The 14,249-nt window shown below is 66.2% G+C and carries 12 protein-coding genes; 11 read left to right on the plus strand and 1 reads right to left on the minus strand.

The annotated features are described in order from the left end of the window. The first annotated feature begins 66 nt into the window (after window positions 1–66). The 9 genes from EJ067_RS17935 to EJ067_RS17975 all read left to right on the plus strand — a co-directional run bounded on the left by EJ067_RS17935 (window position 67) and on the right by EJ067_RS17975 (window position 11,827). The gene (locus tag EJ067_RS17935; RefSeq protein WP_126086943.1) at window positions 67–1,080 is read left to right on the plus strand and encodes an ABC transporter substrate-binding protein; all 1,014 of its coding nucleotides are present in this window, start codon (window positions 67–69) and stop codon (window positions 1,078–1,080) included. A 49-nt stretch (window positions 1,081–1,129) separates the two neighbouring features. Further along, window positions 1,130–2,593 (plus strand): sugar ABC transporter ATP-binding protein, encoded by a 1,464-nt coding sequence (locus EJ067_RS17940; RefSeq protein WP_126086944.1) that lies wholly within the window; start codon window positions 1,130–1,132, stop codon window positions 2,591–2,593. A 1-nt stretch (window position 2,594) separates the two neighbouring features. Further along, a complete protein-coding gene (locus EJ067_RS17945) occupies window positions 2,595–3,572 on the plus strand; it encodes an ABC transporter permease (protein ID WP_189510031.1) in 978 nt (325 codons plus the stop codon). Window positions 3,573–3,574: 2 nt separating this feature from the next. Continuing rightward, on the plus strand, window positions 3,575–4,522 hold the full coding sequence (locus EJ067_RS17950) for an ABC transporter permease (RefSeq protein ID WP_126086946.1): 948 nt from the start codon (window positions 3,575–3,577) through the stop codon (window positions 4,520–4,522). A gap of 193 nt (window positions 4,523–4,715) precedes the next feature. Beyond that, window positions 4,716–6,791 (plus strand): 3-hydroxyacyl-CoA dehydrogenase NAD-binding domain-containing protein, encoded by a 2,076-nt coding sequence (locus EJ067_RS17955; protein ID WP_126086947.1) that lies wholly within the window; start codon window positions 4,716–4,718, stop codon window positions 6,789–6,791. A gap of 331 nt (window positions 6,792–7,122) precedes the next feature. Beyond that, a complete protein-coding gene (locus EJ067_RS17960; RefSeq protein WP_126086948.1) occupies window positions 7,123–8,148 on the plus strand; it encodes a BMP family protein in 1,026 nt (341 codons plus the stop codon). Between the two features lie 171 nt (window positions 8,149–8,319). Continuing rightward, on the plus strand, window positions 8,320–9,831 hold the full coding sequence (locus EJ067_RS17965) for an ABC transporter ATP-binding protein (protein WP_126086949.1): 1,512 nt from the start codon (window positions 8,320–8,322) through the stop codon (window positions 9,829–9,831). Continuing rightward, window positions 9,831–10,886 carry an ABC transporter permease gene (locus tag EJ067_RS17970; RefSeq protein ID WP_126086950.1) on the plus strand — a complete coding sequence of 352 codons (1,056 nt, stop codon included), beginning with the start codon at window positions 9,831–9,833 and terminating at the stop codon, window positions 10,884–10,886. Before EJ067_RS17965 ends, EJ067_RS17970 begins: the two co-directional genes overlap by 1 nt. Beyond that, window positions 10,883–11,827, plus strand: a complete 945-nt coding sequence (locus tag EJ067_RS17975) for an ABC transporter permease (protein WP_126086951.1) — start codon at window positions 10,883–10,885, stop codon at window positions 11,825–11,827. Before EJ067_RS17970 ends, EJ067_RS17975 begins: the two co-directional genes overlap by 4 nt. Window positions 11,828–11,883: 56 nt before the next feature. Here the strand turns inward: EJ067_RS17975 and EJ067_RS17980 are convergent, their stop codons facing one another. Next, complete coding sequence (locus EJ067_RS17980) at window positions 11,884–12,651, minus strand: SDR family oxidoreductase (protein WP_126086952.1); 768 nt, start codon at window positions 12,649–12,651, stop codon at window positions 11,884–11,886. A 303-nt stretch (window positions 12,652–12,954) separates the two neighbouring features. Here EJ067_RS17980 and EJ067_RS17985 point away from each other — a divergent pair, with 303 nt between their 5' ends. Next, the gene (locus EJ067_RS17985) at window positions 12,955–13,104 is read left to right on the plus strand and encodes a hypothetical protein (RefSeq protein ID WP_126086953.1); all 150 of its coding nucleotides are present in this window, start codon (window positions 12,955–12,957) and stop codon (window positions 13,102–13,104) included. A 151-nt stretch (window positions 13,105–13,255) separates the two neighbouring features. Continuing rightward, window positions 13,256–14,194 carry an LLM class flavin-dependent oxidoreductase gene (locus tag EJ067_RS17990; RefSeq protein WP_126086954.1) on the plus strand — a complete coding sequence of 313 codons (939 nt, stop codon included), beginning with the start codon at window positions 13,256–13,258 and terminating at the stop codon, window positions 14,192–14,194. Window positions 14,195–14,249: the final 55 nt, after the last annotated feature.

The raw sequence follows: 14,249 nt of genomic DNA on the forward strand, positions 1-14,249 counted from the left end.
TTGGAATGAAGTCGGCCGCGGGGCCGATGGAAGTGCAGCAGTCAACACATCTGGGAGGATAGTGACATGAAGAAACTACTGGTCTTGAGCGCCCTTGCAGCCATGCTCGCCTCGGGCACGGCGCTTGCCGACACGAGCGGCAAGAAGATCGCCTTCTCCAACAATTACGCCGGCAATTCCTGGCGCCAGGCGATGCTCGACAGCTATGGCATCGTCACCAAGAAGGCGGTCGACGACAAGGTGGTGGCGGCGGCGGACGTCTTCACCACCGCCGACAAGGAAGTGCCGACCCAGGCCGCCCAGGTGCAGAACCTGATCCTGCAGGGCTATGACGCGATCGTCATCAACGCCGCCTCGCCGGATGCGTTGAACGGCGCCATCAAGCAGGCCTGCGATGCCGGCATCGTCGTCGTCTCCTTCGACGGCACCGTCACCGAGCCTTGCGCCTACCGCGTCGTCGTCGACTTCAAGGACATGGGCAAGCAGGAAGTCGAGCAGATGGCCAAGTTCCAGCCGAAGGGCGGCAACCTGCTCGAGATCCGCGGGCTGGCCGGCACCTCGATCGACGACGCCATCCATGCCGGCATCCTCGAAGGCGTCGCCGCTCATCCCGAGTTCAAGATCGTCGGCTCGGTGACCGGCGACTGGGACCAGACCACGGCGCAGAAGGCGGTTGCGACCATCCTGCCGTCGCTGCCCGACGTCGTCGGCATCGTCGACCAGGGCGGCGACGGCTATGGCGCAGCGCAAGCCTTCGCCGCCGCCGGCAAGCCGCGCCCGACCATCATCATGGGCAACCGCCAGGACGAATTGAAGTGGTGGAAGGAGCAGAAGGAGAAGGACGGCTACACGACCTGGTCGGCTTCGATCGCGCCCGGCGTGTCGACGCTCGCCTTCTGGGTGGCGCAACAGGTGCTCGACGGCCGCAAGGATATTCCGCACGATCTCCTGGTGCCCTATCTCGCCTTCACCCAGGACGATTTCGAGGCCGCGCTGCCGAAGATCAAGGAAGGAGGCGTCGCCACGCATGAATACACGCAGGAAGACGCCGTCGCGGCCATAAAGGCCAACATCAAGTAGTAACGGTGAGCGCATTGCCGTCAGCGTCGCCAACCGGGTATCGTTGAGCATGCTCAAGGCAAACACCGACATCGTCAGGCTGGACGGCGCCGAAAAACATTTCGGCGCCGTCAGGGCTCTCAACGGGGTCGACTTCCATGTCGGCGCCGGCGAATGCGTCGGGCTGGTCGGCCACAACGGCGCCGGCAAGTCGACGCTGATGCATATGGTGGCGGGCACGCTGCGGCCCGATGGCGGGCAGATCGCCGTGCGCGGCAATCAGGAAGCCGGCTATTCCGTGGCGCGCGCGCTCGAGCTCGGCATACGCTGCGTCTTCCAGGAGCTGTCGCTCTGCCCAAACCTCAGCGTCGCCGAAAACACGCGCATCAACCACCCCTCGCTCGCCGGTTTCCGCTGGCGGCGCAAGGCCGCCGATCTGATCCAGGCCAAGCTCGACGAGATCTTTCCCGGCCACGGCATCTCGGCGGACGACATCGCCGGCGACCTGTCCATCGGCAGGCGGCAAATGGTCGAGGTGGCGCGCGCCTTCACGCTGACAAGCAAGCCGCTGCACCTGGTCATCCTCGACGAGCCGACCTCGTCGCTCGACGCGCATACGGCGGGCCAGCTGCTCGCCTTCGTGCGCCGCTTCGTCGAGGGCGGCGGCAGCTGCATCCTGATCTCGCATGTGCTGGGCGAAGTGCTGCAGAATGCCGACCGCATCGTGGTGATGCGCGACGGCAAGGTGGTCGCGGCGGATGCCGCGAATGCGTTCGACCGCGACAAGCTGGTTGCCGCCATGGGCGGCGCCGAGGGCCATAGCAAGGCCGCCGCCGAGAGCCGCAAGGTGGAGGTCGGTCCGCTCAGGGTGCGCGCGGCCCCGGCGCGGCAGCAGGACGGCAAGGAGCTCATCGCCCGCGCCGGCGAGATCATCGGCCTTGCCGGACTCGCCGGCCACGGCCAGACCGATCTCTTGCTTGCGATCTTCTCGGCGGCTTCGCGCGCCAAGGCGGGCGTCGAGGTGACCGCGCCGGTGGCGCTGGTCGCCGGCGACCGCCAGGCGGACGGCATCTTCGCGCAATGGTCGATCGCGCAGAACATCGGCATCCGCTCGCTTACCCGCCTGCGCAACGGTTTTTTGATCTCGCCGCAGCGCGAGGCGGAGCTCGCGGATTTCTGGAAGAAGAAGATCGGCATCCGCACACCGGACATCAACAACAACATTTTCTCGCTGTCGGGCGGCAACCAGCAGAAGGCGCTGTTTGCCCGCGCACTCGGCTCCGACGCCGAGATCGTGCTGATGGACGATCCGATGCGCGGCGTCGACATCGGCACCAAGCTCGAAGTCTACGACCTCGTTCGCGAGGAGGCCGCCAAGGGGCGCACCTTCCTCTGGTACACCACCGAGACCGAGGAGCTCGACAATTGCGACCATGTCTATGTCTTCAAGAACGGCCGGATCGTGGCCAATCTCGGCCGTGACGAGCTGACGGAGGAGAAGATCATCCAGTCCTCGTTCGGCGATGCGGCCTGAGATGACGGCGATCGCTCCCGGCACGCTTCCGAAATCCTCGCCGCGCGGCAGTGCGGCCCGGGCGCGCATGCTGCGCGGTCTTTTGCCGGCGCTGTCACTGGCGCTGGTGCTGTTCGCCATTGCCTGGCTCAACCCGCGCGCCATCAGCTATTTCGGCTTCAACCTGATGCTCAACCTGGCGATCCCGATCGCGCTGGCGACGATCGCGCAGATGTTCGTCATCGCCGGCAACGAGCTCGACCTGTCGATCGGCACCTTCGTCGGCTTCGTCGGCTGCGTCACCGCCACCTGGCTGCGCGACGCGCCGCTCATCGGCATTGTCGTCCTTTTCGGCGCGATCGGCGTCTACGCGCTGCTCGGCGCGCTGATCCATCTGCGCAACCTGCCCTCGATCGTGGTGACGCTCGGCATGAGCTTCGTCTGGCAGGGGCTGGCCATCCTCATCCTGCCCAAACCCGGCGGCAAGGCGCCGGACTGGCTCTTGGCGCTGATGTCCTTCAAGCCGCCCTACATTCCGTTCCCGATCCTTGCCGCGCTGCTCATCGCCGCGGTCGTGCATTTCGGCCTGATGCGCACCTCCTACGGCGTGATCCTGCGCGGCTCCGGCGGCAACGCCGCGGCGCTCAGGCGCGCCGGCTGGTCGCTGCTCCGAACCAAGATCGTGCTGTTCGCGCTGACCGGCCTTTTCGGCGTGCTCTCCGGCATGGCGCTGATCGGCATCACCACCTCAGCCGACGCCAATATAGGCAACGGCTATACGCTGCTGTCGATCGCCGGCGTCATCCTCGGCGGCGGCGAGTTCGTCGGCGGCCGGGTGTCGCCGGTCGGCGCGGTCATCGGCGCGCTGACGCTGGCGTTGGCCGCCTCGCCGCTCTTGACCTTCATGCACATCCCGCCCGACTGGCAGGTGGCCGCCAACGGCGCGATCCTGATCATCGTGCTGGCGGCGCGGGTGCTGATCAGCCGCAGGGAGCGGTGAAAATGACCTCCGTGCGGATGCTGCTCGAGAAACCCTGGATCTGGTCCTTCGTCGGCGCGCTCGTGGTGTGGGCGGCGACGGTTGCCTTCACCGGCGGCTACGGTGCCGGCGGCATGGTCACGGCGGCGCTCTCGCTGGCAGTCTTCACCGTCATCGTCGGCGTCGGCCAGATGTTCGTCATCACGCTGGGGCCCGGCAACGTCGACCTGTCGCTGCCGGCCAACATAGGGCTCGCCAGCGCCGTGGCGATGAAGGTGATGGGCGGCAGCGATTCCATGATCGTCGTCGGGCTGCTCGCCGCGCTCGCCTGCGGCGCGGCCATCGGCGCCATCAACTACCTGCTGATCTGGGCGCTGCGCATCCCGCCGATCATCGCGACGCTGTCGGCAAGCTTCATCATCCAGTCGGTCGACATCAGCTATGGCCGCGGCCTGCAGATCAAGCCGCCGCCGGGCTTCGCCGATTTCACCAACTGGCAGGTTCTCGGCATCCCGGTGCTGGCGATGCTGACGGTTGTCTTCACGATCGGTGCAGCCTTGGCGTTGCAGCGCATGATCTATGGCCGCTCGGTGCTGGCGATCGGCCAGAACATCCGCGCCGCCTGGCTCGCCGGCGTCAATGTCGGCCGCGTCCGCTTCCTCACCTACACGCTGTGCGGGGCGCTGGGCGGCATCGACGGCGCGCTGCTCGCCGGCTATTTCCGCGGCGCCAATGTCGATATCGGCAACGAATATCTGCTCGCCTCGATCGCGGTCGTCGTCATAGGCGGCACCTCGGTCGCCGGCGGCAAGGCCAATGTGCCCGGCGTCTGGGGCGCCGGCCTGTTCCTCGTGCTGCTCCTTACCATGCTCAACACCTTCGGCGTCAGCGCCGGCGTGCGGCTGGTGCTGACCGGGCTGATCATCGTCGGGGTGATCACCGCGGCGGGTGGGGAAAAGGCCGTGCGCTAGTCGTAGCGGCGCAGGGCTGCGAGAGGCCGGCGGGACAGCGTTTCCGTTTTTGCGCATTTGGGCCGGAAAGTCGTTCCAGCGCACCGCCGCCCCACCTTCGCCGACAATCATTGTGCCAGCGCCGGATCGGGTTCCCATTCGCGACGCAGCCGAGTAAACCCTCCCGGTCGCAGCCGGTCTCGGGAGGTCCCGCTTGTCCAGTTCTGTCAGCGTCGCAATCGAGAGCGGTATGGCGGTGGTCACCATCGACAATCCGCCGGTCAATGCGCTGAGTTTTCACGTCCGCAAGCCGCTTTACGAGGCGCTCGCCACGCTGCGTGACGACCTAGCCGCCAGAGCCATCGTCATCGCCTGCGCCGGGCGCACCTTTGTCGCCGGCGCCGACATCACCGAGTTCGGCAAGCCGGTCGAGCAGCCGGAACTGCGCGCCATCGTCGCTTTGCTCGAAACCATCGCCAAGCCGACGGTCGCGGCCATCCATGGCACGGCGCTCGGCGGCGGGCTGGAGCTGGCGCTCGGCTGCCATTTCCGCGTCGCCGATGCCGGCGCCAGGCTCGGACTGCCGGAAGTGAAGCTCGGCCTGCTGCCCGGCGGCGGCGGCACGGTGCGCCTGCCGCGTCTGGTCGGCGCCGCGAAGGCGCTCGGCATGATTGTTTCAGGAGCGCCGATTTCGGCCTACGAAGCCAAGGCGGCGGGCCTTGTCGATGCGGTTTTTGACGGCGATCTGTTGGCGGAGGCCGTTCGTTTCGCTGACGAAATGGCTGATCGGGGTGGACCGTTCATCGCTGTCCGCGATCGCAACGACCGGCTTCTCGAAACAGATCTCGCCGCGTTCGACGCCCAGGCGGCCGGCCTCGCCCGAAAGGCGCGCGGGCTGGAAGCGCCGCTTGCCTGCGCCGAGGCCGTGCGCAACGCGATCACCTTGCCTTTCGATGAAGCGCTGGCTGCCGAGCGCCAGGCCTTCGCAAAGCTCGTATCCGGCGACCAGTCGCGGGCGCAGCGGCATCTGTTCTTCGCCGAGCGCGAGGCCGCGAAGGTGCCGGGCAAGGACCTGCAGCGGCGGAAGATAGAACGCGTCGGCATCATCGGAGCCGGCACGATGGGCGGCGGCATCGCCATGGCCTTCGCCAATGGCGGCTTCCCGGTGACCTTGCTGGAGACGAACGCGGAAGCGCTGCAGCGCGGGCTGGCGATGATCGACAAGAACTATGCCGTCTCGGTCAGCCGCGGCTCGCTGACGGAGGAGGCGAAACGGCAGCGGCTCGGCCTGTTCAAGGGCAGCACCGACTATGCCGACCTTGCCGATTGCGACCTGATCATCGAGGCCGTGTTCGAGGACATGGCGGCCAAGAAAGAAGTGTTCGGCAGGCTGGACGCCGTGGCCAGGCCCGGCGCCATCCTTGCCACCAACACCTCCTATCTCGACGTCGACGAGATCGCCGGCGCGACCGCGCGACCGCAGGACGTGCTCGGCATGCATTTCTTCTCGCCGGCAAACGTCATGAAGCTCCTGGAGATCGTGCGCGCCGAAAAGACCGCGCCCGATGCGCTGGCGACGGTTGCCGATCTGGCGCGGCGCATCGGCAAGGTGGCGGTCGTCGTCGGAGTCTGCCACGGTTTCGTCGGCAACCGCATGCTTTCCGCACGGGGTGCGGAGAATGAGGCGCTGCTGTTGGAAGGTGCCACACCTGCCCAAGTCGACAAGGTCTTCACCGATTTCGGCTGGCCGATGGGGCCGTTTCAGATGGGCGATCTCGCTGGGCTCGATATCAGCTGGCGCAACCGCAAGGCGCGCGGGCTGACGGCGGTCATTGCCGACACGCTGTGCGAAGAGGGGCGTTTCGGCCAGAAGACAGGGCGCGGCTGGTATCGCTACGAGGGCGGCTCACGGGAACCCGTTGCGGACGTTGAGGTTGCGGAGTTGATCCGGGCCAAAGCGGCGGAACAGGGGATCGCGCAGCGCGAAATCGGCGCTGACGAAATCATCGAGCGCATGCTCTATCCCCTGGTCAACGAGGGCGCGAAAATCCTGGAGGAAGGCATCGCGGCGCGCGCTTCCGACATCGACGTCGTCTGGGTCAACGGCTACGGCTTTCCCGTCGGCAAGGGCGGGCCGATGTTCTGGGCCGGGCTCGAGGGGGCGACCCGGATCCTCGAGCGGCTGGAGCATTGGCATGGGCGGACCGGCAGGGCGATTTTCGAGCCGGCGCCGGTCTTGAGAAGGTTTGCCGAGACGGGGGGTTGGGAAGTTATTGGCGGTGCCCGGTAACTTCGTCATTCCAGGGCGAAGCGAAGCGCAGACCCTGGAATCCATGCCGTTCCATCAAACGAAGAATCCAACGGTCCAGAACAAGCGATGGCACAGCCGTCTATCGTTCTGCACCGTCGCCGTTTTCGGACGTCACGGCATGGATTCTATGGTCTGCGCGCGTCGCTTCGCTCCTTGCTCCGCCATAGAATGACGAAGAAGAGGATCGCCCTATATGCTCGCCATCAAATTTGACCATGTGGACAAAACTCAGACACCGTTCCATAGTCCAGCGTCTGACATTCCTGAGAACGGCCGGCTCGACACGGCTGTCAACCAGAGGGGCACTTCCATGAAAGACGATCATAGCAAAATGCAGCGTGCCGGCCTGTCGCGGCGCAACGTGCTGGAACTTGGCGCGCTCGGCCTCGCGGCAGCCGTGTTGCCCGGCGCGGCTTTCGCCAAGGACAAGAAGCTGAAGGTGGCGGCGATCTTCGCCACGCCGATCGAGGAGCCGTGGGACAACCAGATCCATGTCGCCCTGCAAAAGGCCGAGAAGGAACTCGGCATCGAATACAAATGGTCGGAAAAGGTGCAGACCGCCGACTTCAGCCGTGTCATGCGCGAATATGCCCAGGGCGGCTACCAGCTGGTGCTGGGCGACGCCTTCGCCGCCGAGCGCGAATCCCGAAAGACCGCCAAGCAGTTCCCGAAGACGGCCTGGCTGTTCGGCTCCGGCGCCGGCCCGGCCGAACCCAATTTCGGCGTCTTCGACAACTGGATCCATGAGCCGGCCTACCTCTCCGGGCTGATCGCCGGCAAGATGTCCAAGTCGGGCACCGTGGGCGCTGTCGCGGCGATGGGCATTCCGGAGGTGAACCGGCTGGTCAACGCCTTCTTTGCCGGCGCCAAGGAGGTCAATCCGAACATCAAAAGGAAGGTCGCCTTCATCGGCTCCTTCTTCGATCCGCCGAAGGCCAAGGAAGCGGCGGTGGCGCAGATCGATGCCGGCGTCGACGTCATCTATGCCGAGCGCTTCGGCGTCATCGAGGCGGCGGTGGAAAAGAAGATCTACGCCATCTCCAACATGTCCGACCAGTCGAGCCTCGGCCCGGACACGGTCATCACCGGCCCGGTCTGGAACATGTATCCGACGGTCGAGCAGGCGATCAAGCTGGTCAAGGCCGGCGTCTTCACCGCGCAGGACTATGGCGACTTCTCGCGCATGGGCAAGGGCGGCTCGTATCTGGCGCCCTACCACAAGTTCGACAAGACGCTGCCGGCCGAGGTCAAGGATCTGGTCGAGAAGAAGAAGGCCGAGATTCTGGAAGGCAATTTCCGCGTCGACGTCGACGAGAACACGCCGGTTTCGGATTGATCTTTACCTCCCCCTTGTGGGGAGGGTCGATCCGCGAAGCGGAGCGGGGTGGGGGCGTTCGGCGCCGCACCCCCGCCCCGTCTCACAATCTCCGCTTCGCCGCGATCGTGAGCCGACCCTCCCCACAAGGGGGAGGGTAAAGAATCGCGCCATTCTCGCCAGGATTCGCCCTTGTCCGCCCCACTCATCGAAATGCGCGGCATCACCAAGAGCTTCGGCGCCGTCAGGGCGAACGAGGCGGTCGATCTCAGCGTCGCGCCCGGCGAGATACTCGGCCTGCTCGGCGAGAACGGCGCCGGCAAGACAACGCTGATGAACGTGCTGTTCGGCGCCTATGCGCCGGATGCCGGCGAGATCCTGGTCGAGGGCAGGCCGGTCGCCATCCGCGATTCGGCCGATGCCTTGGCCGCCGGCATCGGCATGGTGCACCAGCATTTCCATCTGGCGCCGCGGCTGACGGTGCTGGAAAACCTTTTGATCGGCATTGCCGGCAAATCCGGCCGCATCGACCGTGCCGGCGGGCTGGCGCGGCTGAAGGAGATCGGCAGCCGGCATGGCTTGAGCCTCGATCCCGACCTGCCGGTCTCGGCGCTGTCGGTCGGCGAGCAGCAGCGGCTGGAAATCATCAAGGCGCTGTTCCGCGGCGCGAAGCTGTTGATCCTCGACGAGCCGACGGCGGTGCTGGCACCGAGCGAGGTCGACGGCCTGTTCGCCGCGTTGCGCTCGATGGCGGGCCAGGGGCTCGGCATCATCTTCATCTCGCACAAGCTGAACGAAGTCAGGGCGCTCACGCATCGCTGCGTGGTACTCAGGCACGGCAAGGTCGCCGGCCGTGTCGACCATCCGGCAAGCACCACGTCGGCCGAGATGGCGAAGCTGATGTGCGGCCACGAAATCGTGCCGCCGACCAGGGAGGCTTCGACGCCCGGCGCTTCGGTGCTGACGCTCGACGGCATTTCCACTTCCGGCCATGCCGGCACGCCGCTGCGCGACGTCTCGCTTTTCGTCCGCGCCGGCGAGATCCTGGGCATCGCCGGCGTTTCGGGCAACGGTCAACGCGCGCTCGCCGATGTGATCTCCGGCATGCTGCCGCCCAAGGCCGGCACGATGACGATAGCCGGCAAAACGGTCGCGCAATACTCGCCGCGCGAGCTGCAGGCGCTCGGGCTCGGCCGCATCCCGGAGGACCGGATGACGACCGGGCTGGTCACCAACCTGCCGCTGGCCGACTCCATGGTGTTGCCGCGCATCGGCACCGAAGCCTTCAGCCGCAAGGGACTGCTCGATCCCGCCGCGATCCGCGCCTTCACCGAGGCGCAGATCAAGGCCTACGACATACGCTGCCCCGGGCCGATGGTGCGCGCCGGCGCGCTGTCCGGCGGCAATCTGCAGAAGGCGCTTTTGGCGCGCGAGCTCGCCTTCGACCCGAAAGTGCTGATCGTCTCGCAGCCGACCCGCGGCCTCGACATCGGCGCTGCTCGTTTCATCCACGAAAAGTTCCTGGCCATGCGCGCGAAGGGCTGCGGCATCATCGTCATCGGCGAGGATCTCGAGGAACTGCTGATGCTCTGCGACCGCATCGCGGTGATGTATGAGGGCCGCATCGCCGGCACGCTGGTCGGCAGCGAGGCCACCGTCGCGAGGCTCGGCCTGATGATGACCGGCGCGGAGGGGCATGCCTGATGTTTCGCCTCGAAGCCCGCAGCTCGACGCCCGCCTGGTTCAATCTTGCGCTGCCGCTCATCGCGATTGCCGTCACGCTGGTGTTGTGCAGCGGCCTTATCGCGGTGGCCGGCGCCGGCGTGCTCGAGGCCTATGGCGTGATGCTGTCGGCCTCGCTCGGCGACAGCTACGCCATCACCGAGACGCTGGTGCGCGCCGCGCCGATGATCTTCACCGGCCTGGCTGTGGCAATCGCCTTCCGCGCAAAATTCTGGAACATCGGCGCCGAGGGCCAGTTGCTGGCCGGCGCGGTCGCGGGCTGCGCCGTCGGCGCGATCCCGATGCCCGGATACCTCGCGATGCTGCTGATGGCGCTGGCGGGTGCGGCGGCCGGCGCGATCGTGGCGCTGGTGCCGGCGACGCTGCGCGTGAAGTTCAAGGTCGACGACGTGGTGAGCTCGCTGCTCCTCAACTCGGTCATCTATTACGCGCTGATGGCGCTGATCGAAGGGCCGTGGAAGGATAGCTTCAGCGGCTATCCCATCTCGCCGCCGATCGAGGATTCGGCCAATTTCCCGGTGCTGCTCGAAGGCACGCGGCTGCATCTCGGCGTCATCGTGGCGCTGATCGCGGCGCCGCTTTGCTGGTTCCTGATCGCGCGCACAACGCTCGGCTTCCGGATCCGCGTCACCGGCGAGAATCCGGAAGCCGCGCGCTATGGCGGCATCAATGTGAAGCGCGTTCTGCTGTCCACCGCACTGCTTTCCGGCGCGCTGGCTGGGCTCGCCGGTGTCGGCGAGGTCGGCGGGGTGCACTTCCAGGTGATGAGCGACATCTCGCCCGGCTACGGCTATTCCGGCATCGTCGTCGCCATGCTCGCCCGGCTCAACCCGCTCGGCGTGGTGCCGGCGGCGATCTTCCTTGCCGCGGTCATGACCGGCGCCGAGGCGATGTCGCGCGCGACCGGCGTGCCGGCTTTCCTGAGCGACGTCATCCAGGGCACGGCGCTGCTTGCCATGCTGGTGGCGCTGCTCTTCACCGCCTACCGCATCCGCCGCGTGGGAGCATCCGCATGAGCGCGGTGTTCGAGCAGATTTTTCAGGTCGGCTTCCTCGCCGCCATCATCCGCATCGCCACGCCGCTCGCCTTCGCCACGCTCGGCGAAATGTTTTCCGAGCGCGCCGGCGTGCTCAATCTCGGCATCGAAGGCATCATGCTGTTGTCGGCCATGGCCGGCTTCACCGCCGCGAGCCTTAGCGGAAGCCTGTGGCTGGGAGTGCTGGTGGCCGTGCTGGTTGGCGCGCTGATGGGCGCGGTGCATGCGCTGTTCACGGTGGCATTGGGCCTGAGCCAGCATGTCTGCGGCATCGGCGTGACGCTGTTGTCATCCGGCCTCGCCTACTTCCTCTACCGGCTGATCTTCGGCCAGCAGTCGGTGCCGCCGAGCATCAAGGGGTTTCAGCCCGCGCCGGTCGCGTTGCTCTCCGATATCCCGATCGTGGGGCCGGCGGTGTTCAACCAGTTCACGCTGGTCTATCTGGCGATCATCGCGGTCCCGCTCGCCGCCTTCGTGCTCTACCGCACGCCATGGGGGCTCTCGGTGCGCATGGTCGGCGAGAACCCGCGCGCCGCGGATTCCGCCGGCGTCAGCGTGATCGCCACCCGCTTCCAGGCGGTGATCCTCGGCGGCGCGCTGATGGGGCTTGCCGGCGCGTTCCTCGCCATGGCGCAGTTCAACGCCTTCACCTTCGGTGTCGTGTCGGGTCGCGGCTGGGTGGCGATCGCGCTGGTCGTGTTCGGCCGCTGGGATCCGTGGCGGTCGGCGGGGGCGGCGCTGCTGTTCGCCTTTGTCGACGCGCTTCAGCTCAGGATGCAGGCCAGCGGGCTCGGGCACATCCCTTACGAAGCGTTCCTGATGCTGCCTTTCATCTTCACCATCGTTGCCATGGCCTTCATGTCGCGCAACGCGGTGGCACCGTCGGCGCTGCTGAAGCCGTTCCGACGGGAGGAGCGGTAACCAGGCTTGGTTTTCTCTCCGCGCCTTCGTGGGCCTTCGTAGCGGTGAGGAAGGCCTCACATCGCGGTGAAGCCATTATCCACGAACAGCTGCGCACCGTTGACGAAGCTCGATTCGTCGCTGACCAGGAACAGTGCGGCCTTCGCCACCTCCTCCGGCTCGCCGATGCGGCCCTGCTGCGCGGCCATGGTCGCATCCGAGACGTCGATGCCGAGCTTGCCGAGATCGGCCACTTCGCGCAGCCCGTGCGGCGTGCGGATGAAGCCGGGGCAGACGGCATTGCAGCGGATGTTGCGGTCGCGGAATTCGACCGCGATGGCGCGCGCGAACATGTGGCAGGCGCCCTTGGTGGTGTCGTAGAGCACTTCGTTCGGCGTCGCCGCCACCGCCGAGATCGACGAGGTGCAGACGATCGAGCCGCCGCCGGCGGCGATCATGCCGGGCAGCACGGCGCGCGTCATCAGGAACATCGAGCGCACGTTGACGGCGTGCAGCCAGTCCCATTCCTTGAGCGTCGTCTCCAGGAACGGTTTGATGACGATGGTGCCGGCGTGGTTGAACAGCACGGTCACCGGCCCGAATTTTTCCGCCGCCGCCTTCGCCGCCGCTTCGACCTGCGCCTCGTCCGAAACATCGGCGACGAAATGCTCCGCGACGTGGCCGCGCGCCCGGATCGCCGCGGCGGTCTTGCCGGCCGCCTCGCCGTTGCGGTCGATGATCGCAACCTTTGCGCCTTCGGCGGCAAACAGCTCGGAAGCCGCTCCGCCCATGCCCGTCGCGCCGCCCGAGATGATGACGACCTTGTCCGCCAGCCTTCCACCCATGTCTTTCTCCGTCTTGTTCCGAGCGTTTTCGTTCGCTCGGAGCCGATGCTATCCTTGAGGCTCCGAATGGCCAAGCTTCTCGAATAAAGCGCTTTCGGCTTCGAAAGGCCGCTTCGACCGGGCGATCGCAGCTCAGCACAAGTTGGTGTCGCAATTTTTGACGACCGGAATCTCTTCTCCAGCATAGCAAGAAAAACCACCAACAGCCGGACTTTGAGAATCTCGTTCCAAAAACGCCGAGAAAATAGCAATCGACAAAGTCTACTAACTTTATAGATTAATGGCCGAGACGGAGGCTGGACCATGACCTACATGCAGAATGCTCAGCGCAAGGGCCAGAGGCTGACCGCCGATCAAGGCTGGAGGCCCGCCTATGGCGGCACCTTCGCCTATCTCGTTTTCGCGCTGGCCTTCGTGTTCACCGGCGCGGTGGTGCTCGGGATCATCCCCTGATCGGATCGGGACAAGGTCCCGCAAGACAAAAACCGGGTTGAGTGATTGGAGTTGAAACCGGCCGCGTGCCGGCGCGCCGTCGCGCGCCTGCGCATGAATTTCAATTCGAGGGTTTCGAAGCGGGGCGACCAACGTGATGGAGGCGATGGCAATGCCGATCGAGTTCACGCATGTTCCCGGTAAGCCTGCCAATGGCGGCTTCTTCTACGATTTCGCCGAGACCGCGACCAAGCTGTCGCTGATCGAGGACGCGGGTTTCCGCAAGCTGGTCGTCGACGATCCGGCCGGCCTGCTCACCAACATGGACATCGCCGCCCAGACGCTCGACCGCACGGCGTCGCTGGAAGTCGTGCTCACGCACTGGGCCGGCGTGATCGAGCCGACCGTGGCGGCCAGGCAGCTTGCGACGCTCGACCGCAAAAGCGGCGGCCGCCTGTCGCTCAGGATGCTGAGCGAGCCGCTCTTGGACAGCGACGCCGAGGCGCGGCCTGTCGGCCACAGCGTGGTGTGGCAGCGCATCGACGAATATCTGGTCCTCTTGAAGCGGCTGTGGTCGAACGACAAGCCCTTCGATCACGAAGGCGCCTTCTACAGTGTGAGAGGCGGCTATGTGCCGCGCAAGGGTCCACATGGCGCCGACCTCACCATCCGTCTCGGCGGCCAGTCCGGCACGGCGCTCAAGGTCGCCGGCAGGCACGCCGATGTCTTCGAGCTGGCGGCAGGCTCGCCGGACGAAGTCGCGCGGTTGATGCAGCGTGTGCGCAGCGCCGCCGCCGAGCACGGCCGTGCCGGCAAGCTGCGCTTCGCGCTTCCAGTGCGCATTCGCTCCGAGGGCTGGTCGGGCGCCTCCGACCGCAGGGCGCTCGAGGTCGCTGGGCCGCCGGCGCAGCTTGCGCTCTCGCTGTTGCCCTATGCCGCCATGGGCATCGGGGAATTCATGATCACCGGCATCGACCGGCCGAGCGAGATCGCGCGGATCGGCCGCGAGATCATCACACTGGTCAACAATTCGTTGGCGCGGCGCGAGGCTGAGATTCCGCAGCCCGGCACGTTTGCATCCCACAGTTTCACCGAAGTTCGCACCGGCTGAAACAGATCTGCCCGCAATGTCGGAGGCCGGACCGGCTGCGCCCGGCCTCCGACAT

This window comes from Mesorhizobium sp. M1D.F.Ca.ET.043.01.1.1 (genome assembly GCF_003952385.1).
GTDB lineage: Bacteria > Pseudomonadota > Alphaproteobacteria > Rhizobiales > Rhizobiaceae > Mesorhizobium.

What these genes read in the sequence shown, in the direction of transcription:
- EJ067_RS17935 (WP_126086943.1), top strand. Translation starts at nt 67, where the DNA reads ATGAAGAAACTACTGGTCTTGAGCGCCCTTGCAGCCATGCTCGCCTCG.
- EJ067_RS17940 (WP_126086944.1), top strand. Translation starts at nt 1,130, where the DNA reads ATGCTCAAGGCAAACACCGACATCGTCAGGCTGGACGGCGCCGAAAAA.
- EJ067_RS17945 (WP_189510031.1), top strand. Translation starts at nt 2,595, where the DNA reads ATGACGGCGATCGCTCCCGGCACGCTTCCGAAATCCTCGCCGCGCGGC.
- EJ067_RS17950 (WP_126086946.1), top strand. Translation starts at nt 3,575, where the DNA reads ATGACCTCCGTGCGGATGCTGCTCGAGAAACCCTGGATCTGGTCCTTC.
- EJ067_RS17960 (WP_126086948.1), top strand. Translation starts at nt 7,123, where the DNA reads ATGAAAGACGATCATAGCAAAATGCAGCGTGCCGGCCTGTCGCGGCGC.
- EJ067_RS17970 (WP_126086950.1), top strand. Translation starts at nt 9,831, where the DNA reads ATGTTTCGCCTCGAAGCCCGCAGCTCGACGCCCGCCTGGTTCAATCTT.
- EJ067_RS17975 (WP_126086951.1), top strand. Translation starts at nt 10,883, where the DNA reads ATGAGCGCGGTGTTCGAGCAGATTTTTCAGGTCGGCTTCCTCGCCGCC.
- EJ067_RS17980 (WP_126086952.1), bottom strand. Translation starts at nt 12,651, where the DNA reads ATGGGTGGAAGGCTGGCGGACAAGGTCGTCATCATCTCGGGCGGCGCG.
- EJ067_RS17985 (WP_126086953.1), top strand. Translation starts at nt 12,955, where the DNA reads ATGACCTACATGCAGAATGCTCAGCGCAAGGGCCAGAGGCTGACCGCC.
- EJ067_RS17990 (WP_126086954.1), top strand. Translation starts at nt 13,256, where the DNA reads ATGCCGATCGAGTTCACGCATGTTCCCGGTAAGCCTGCCAATGGCGGC.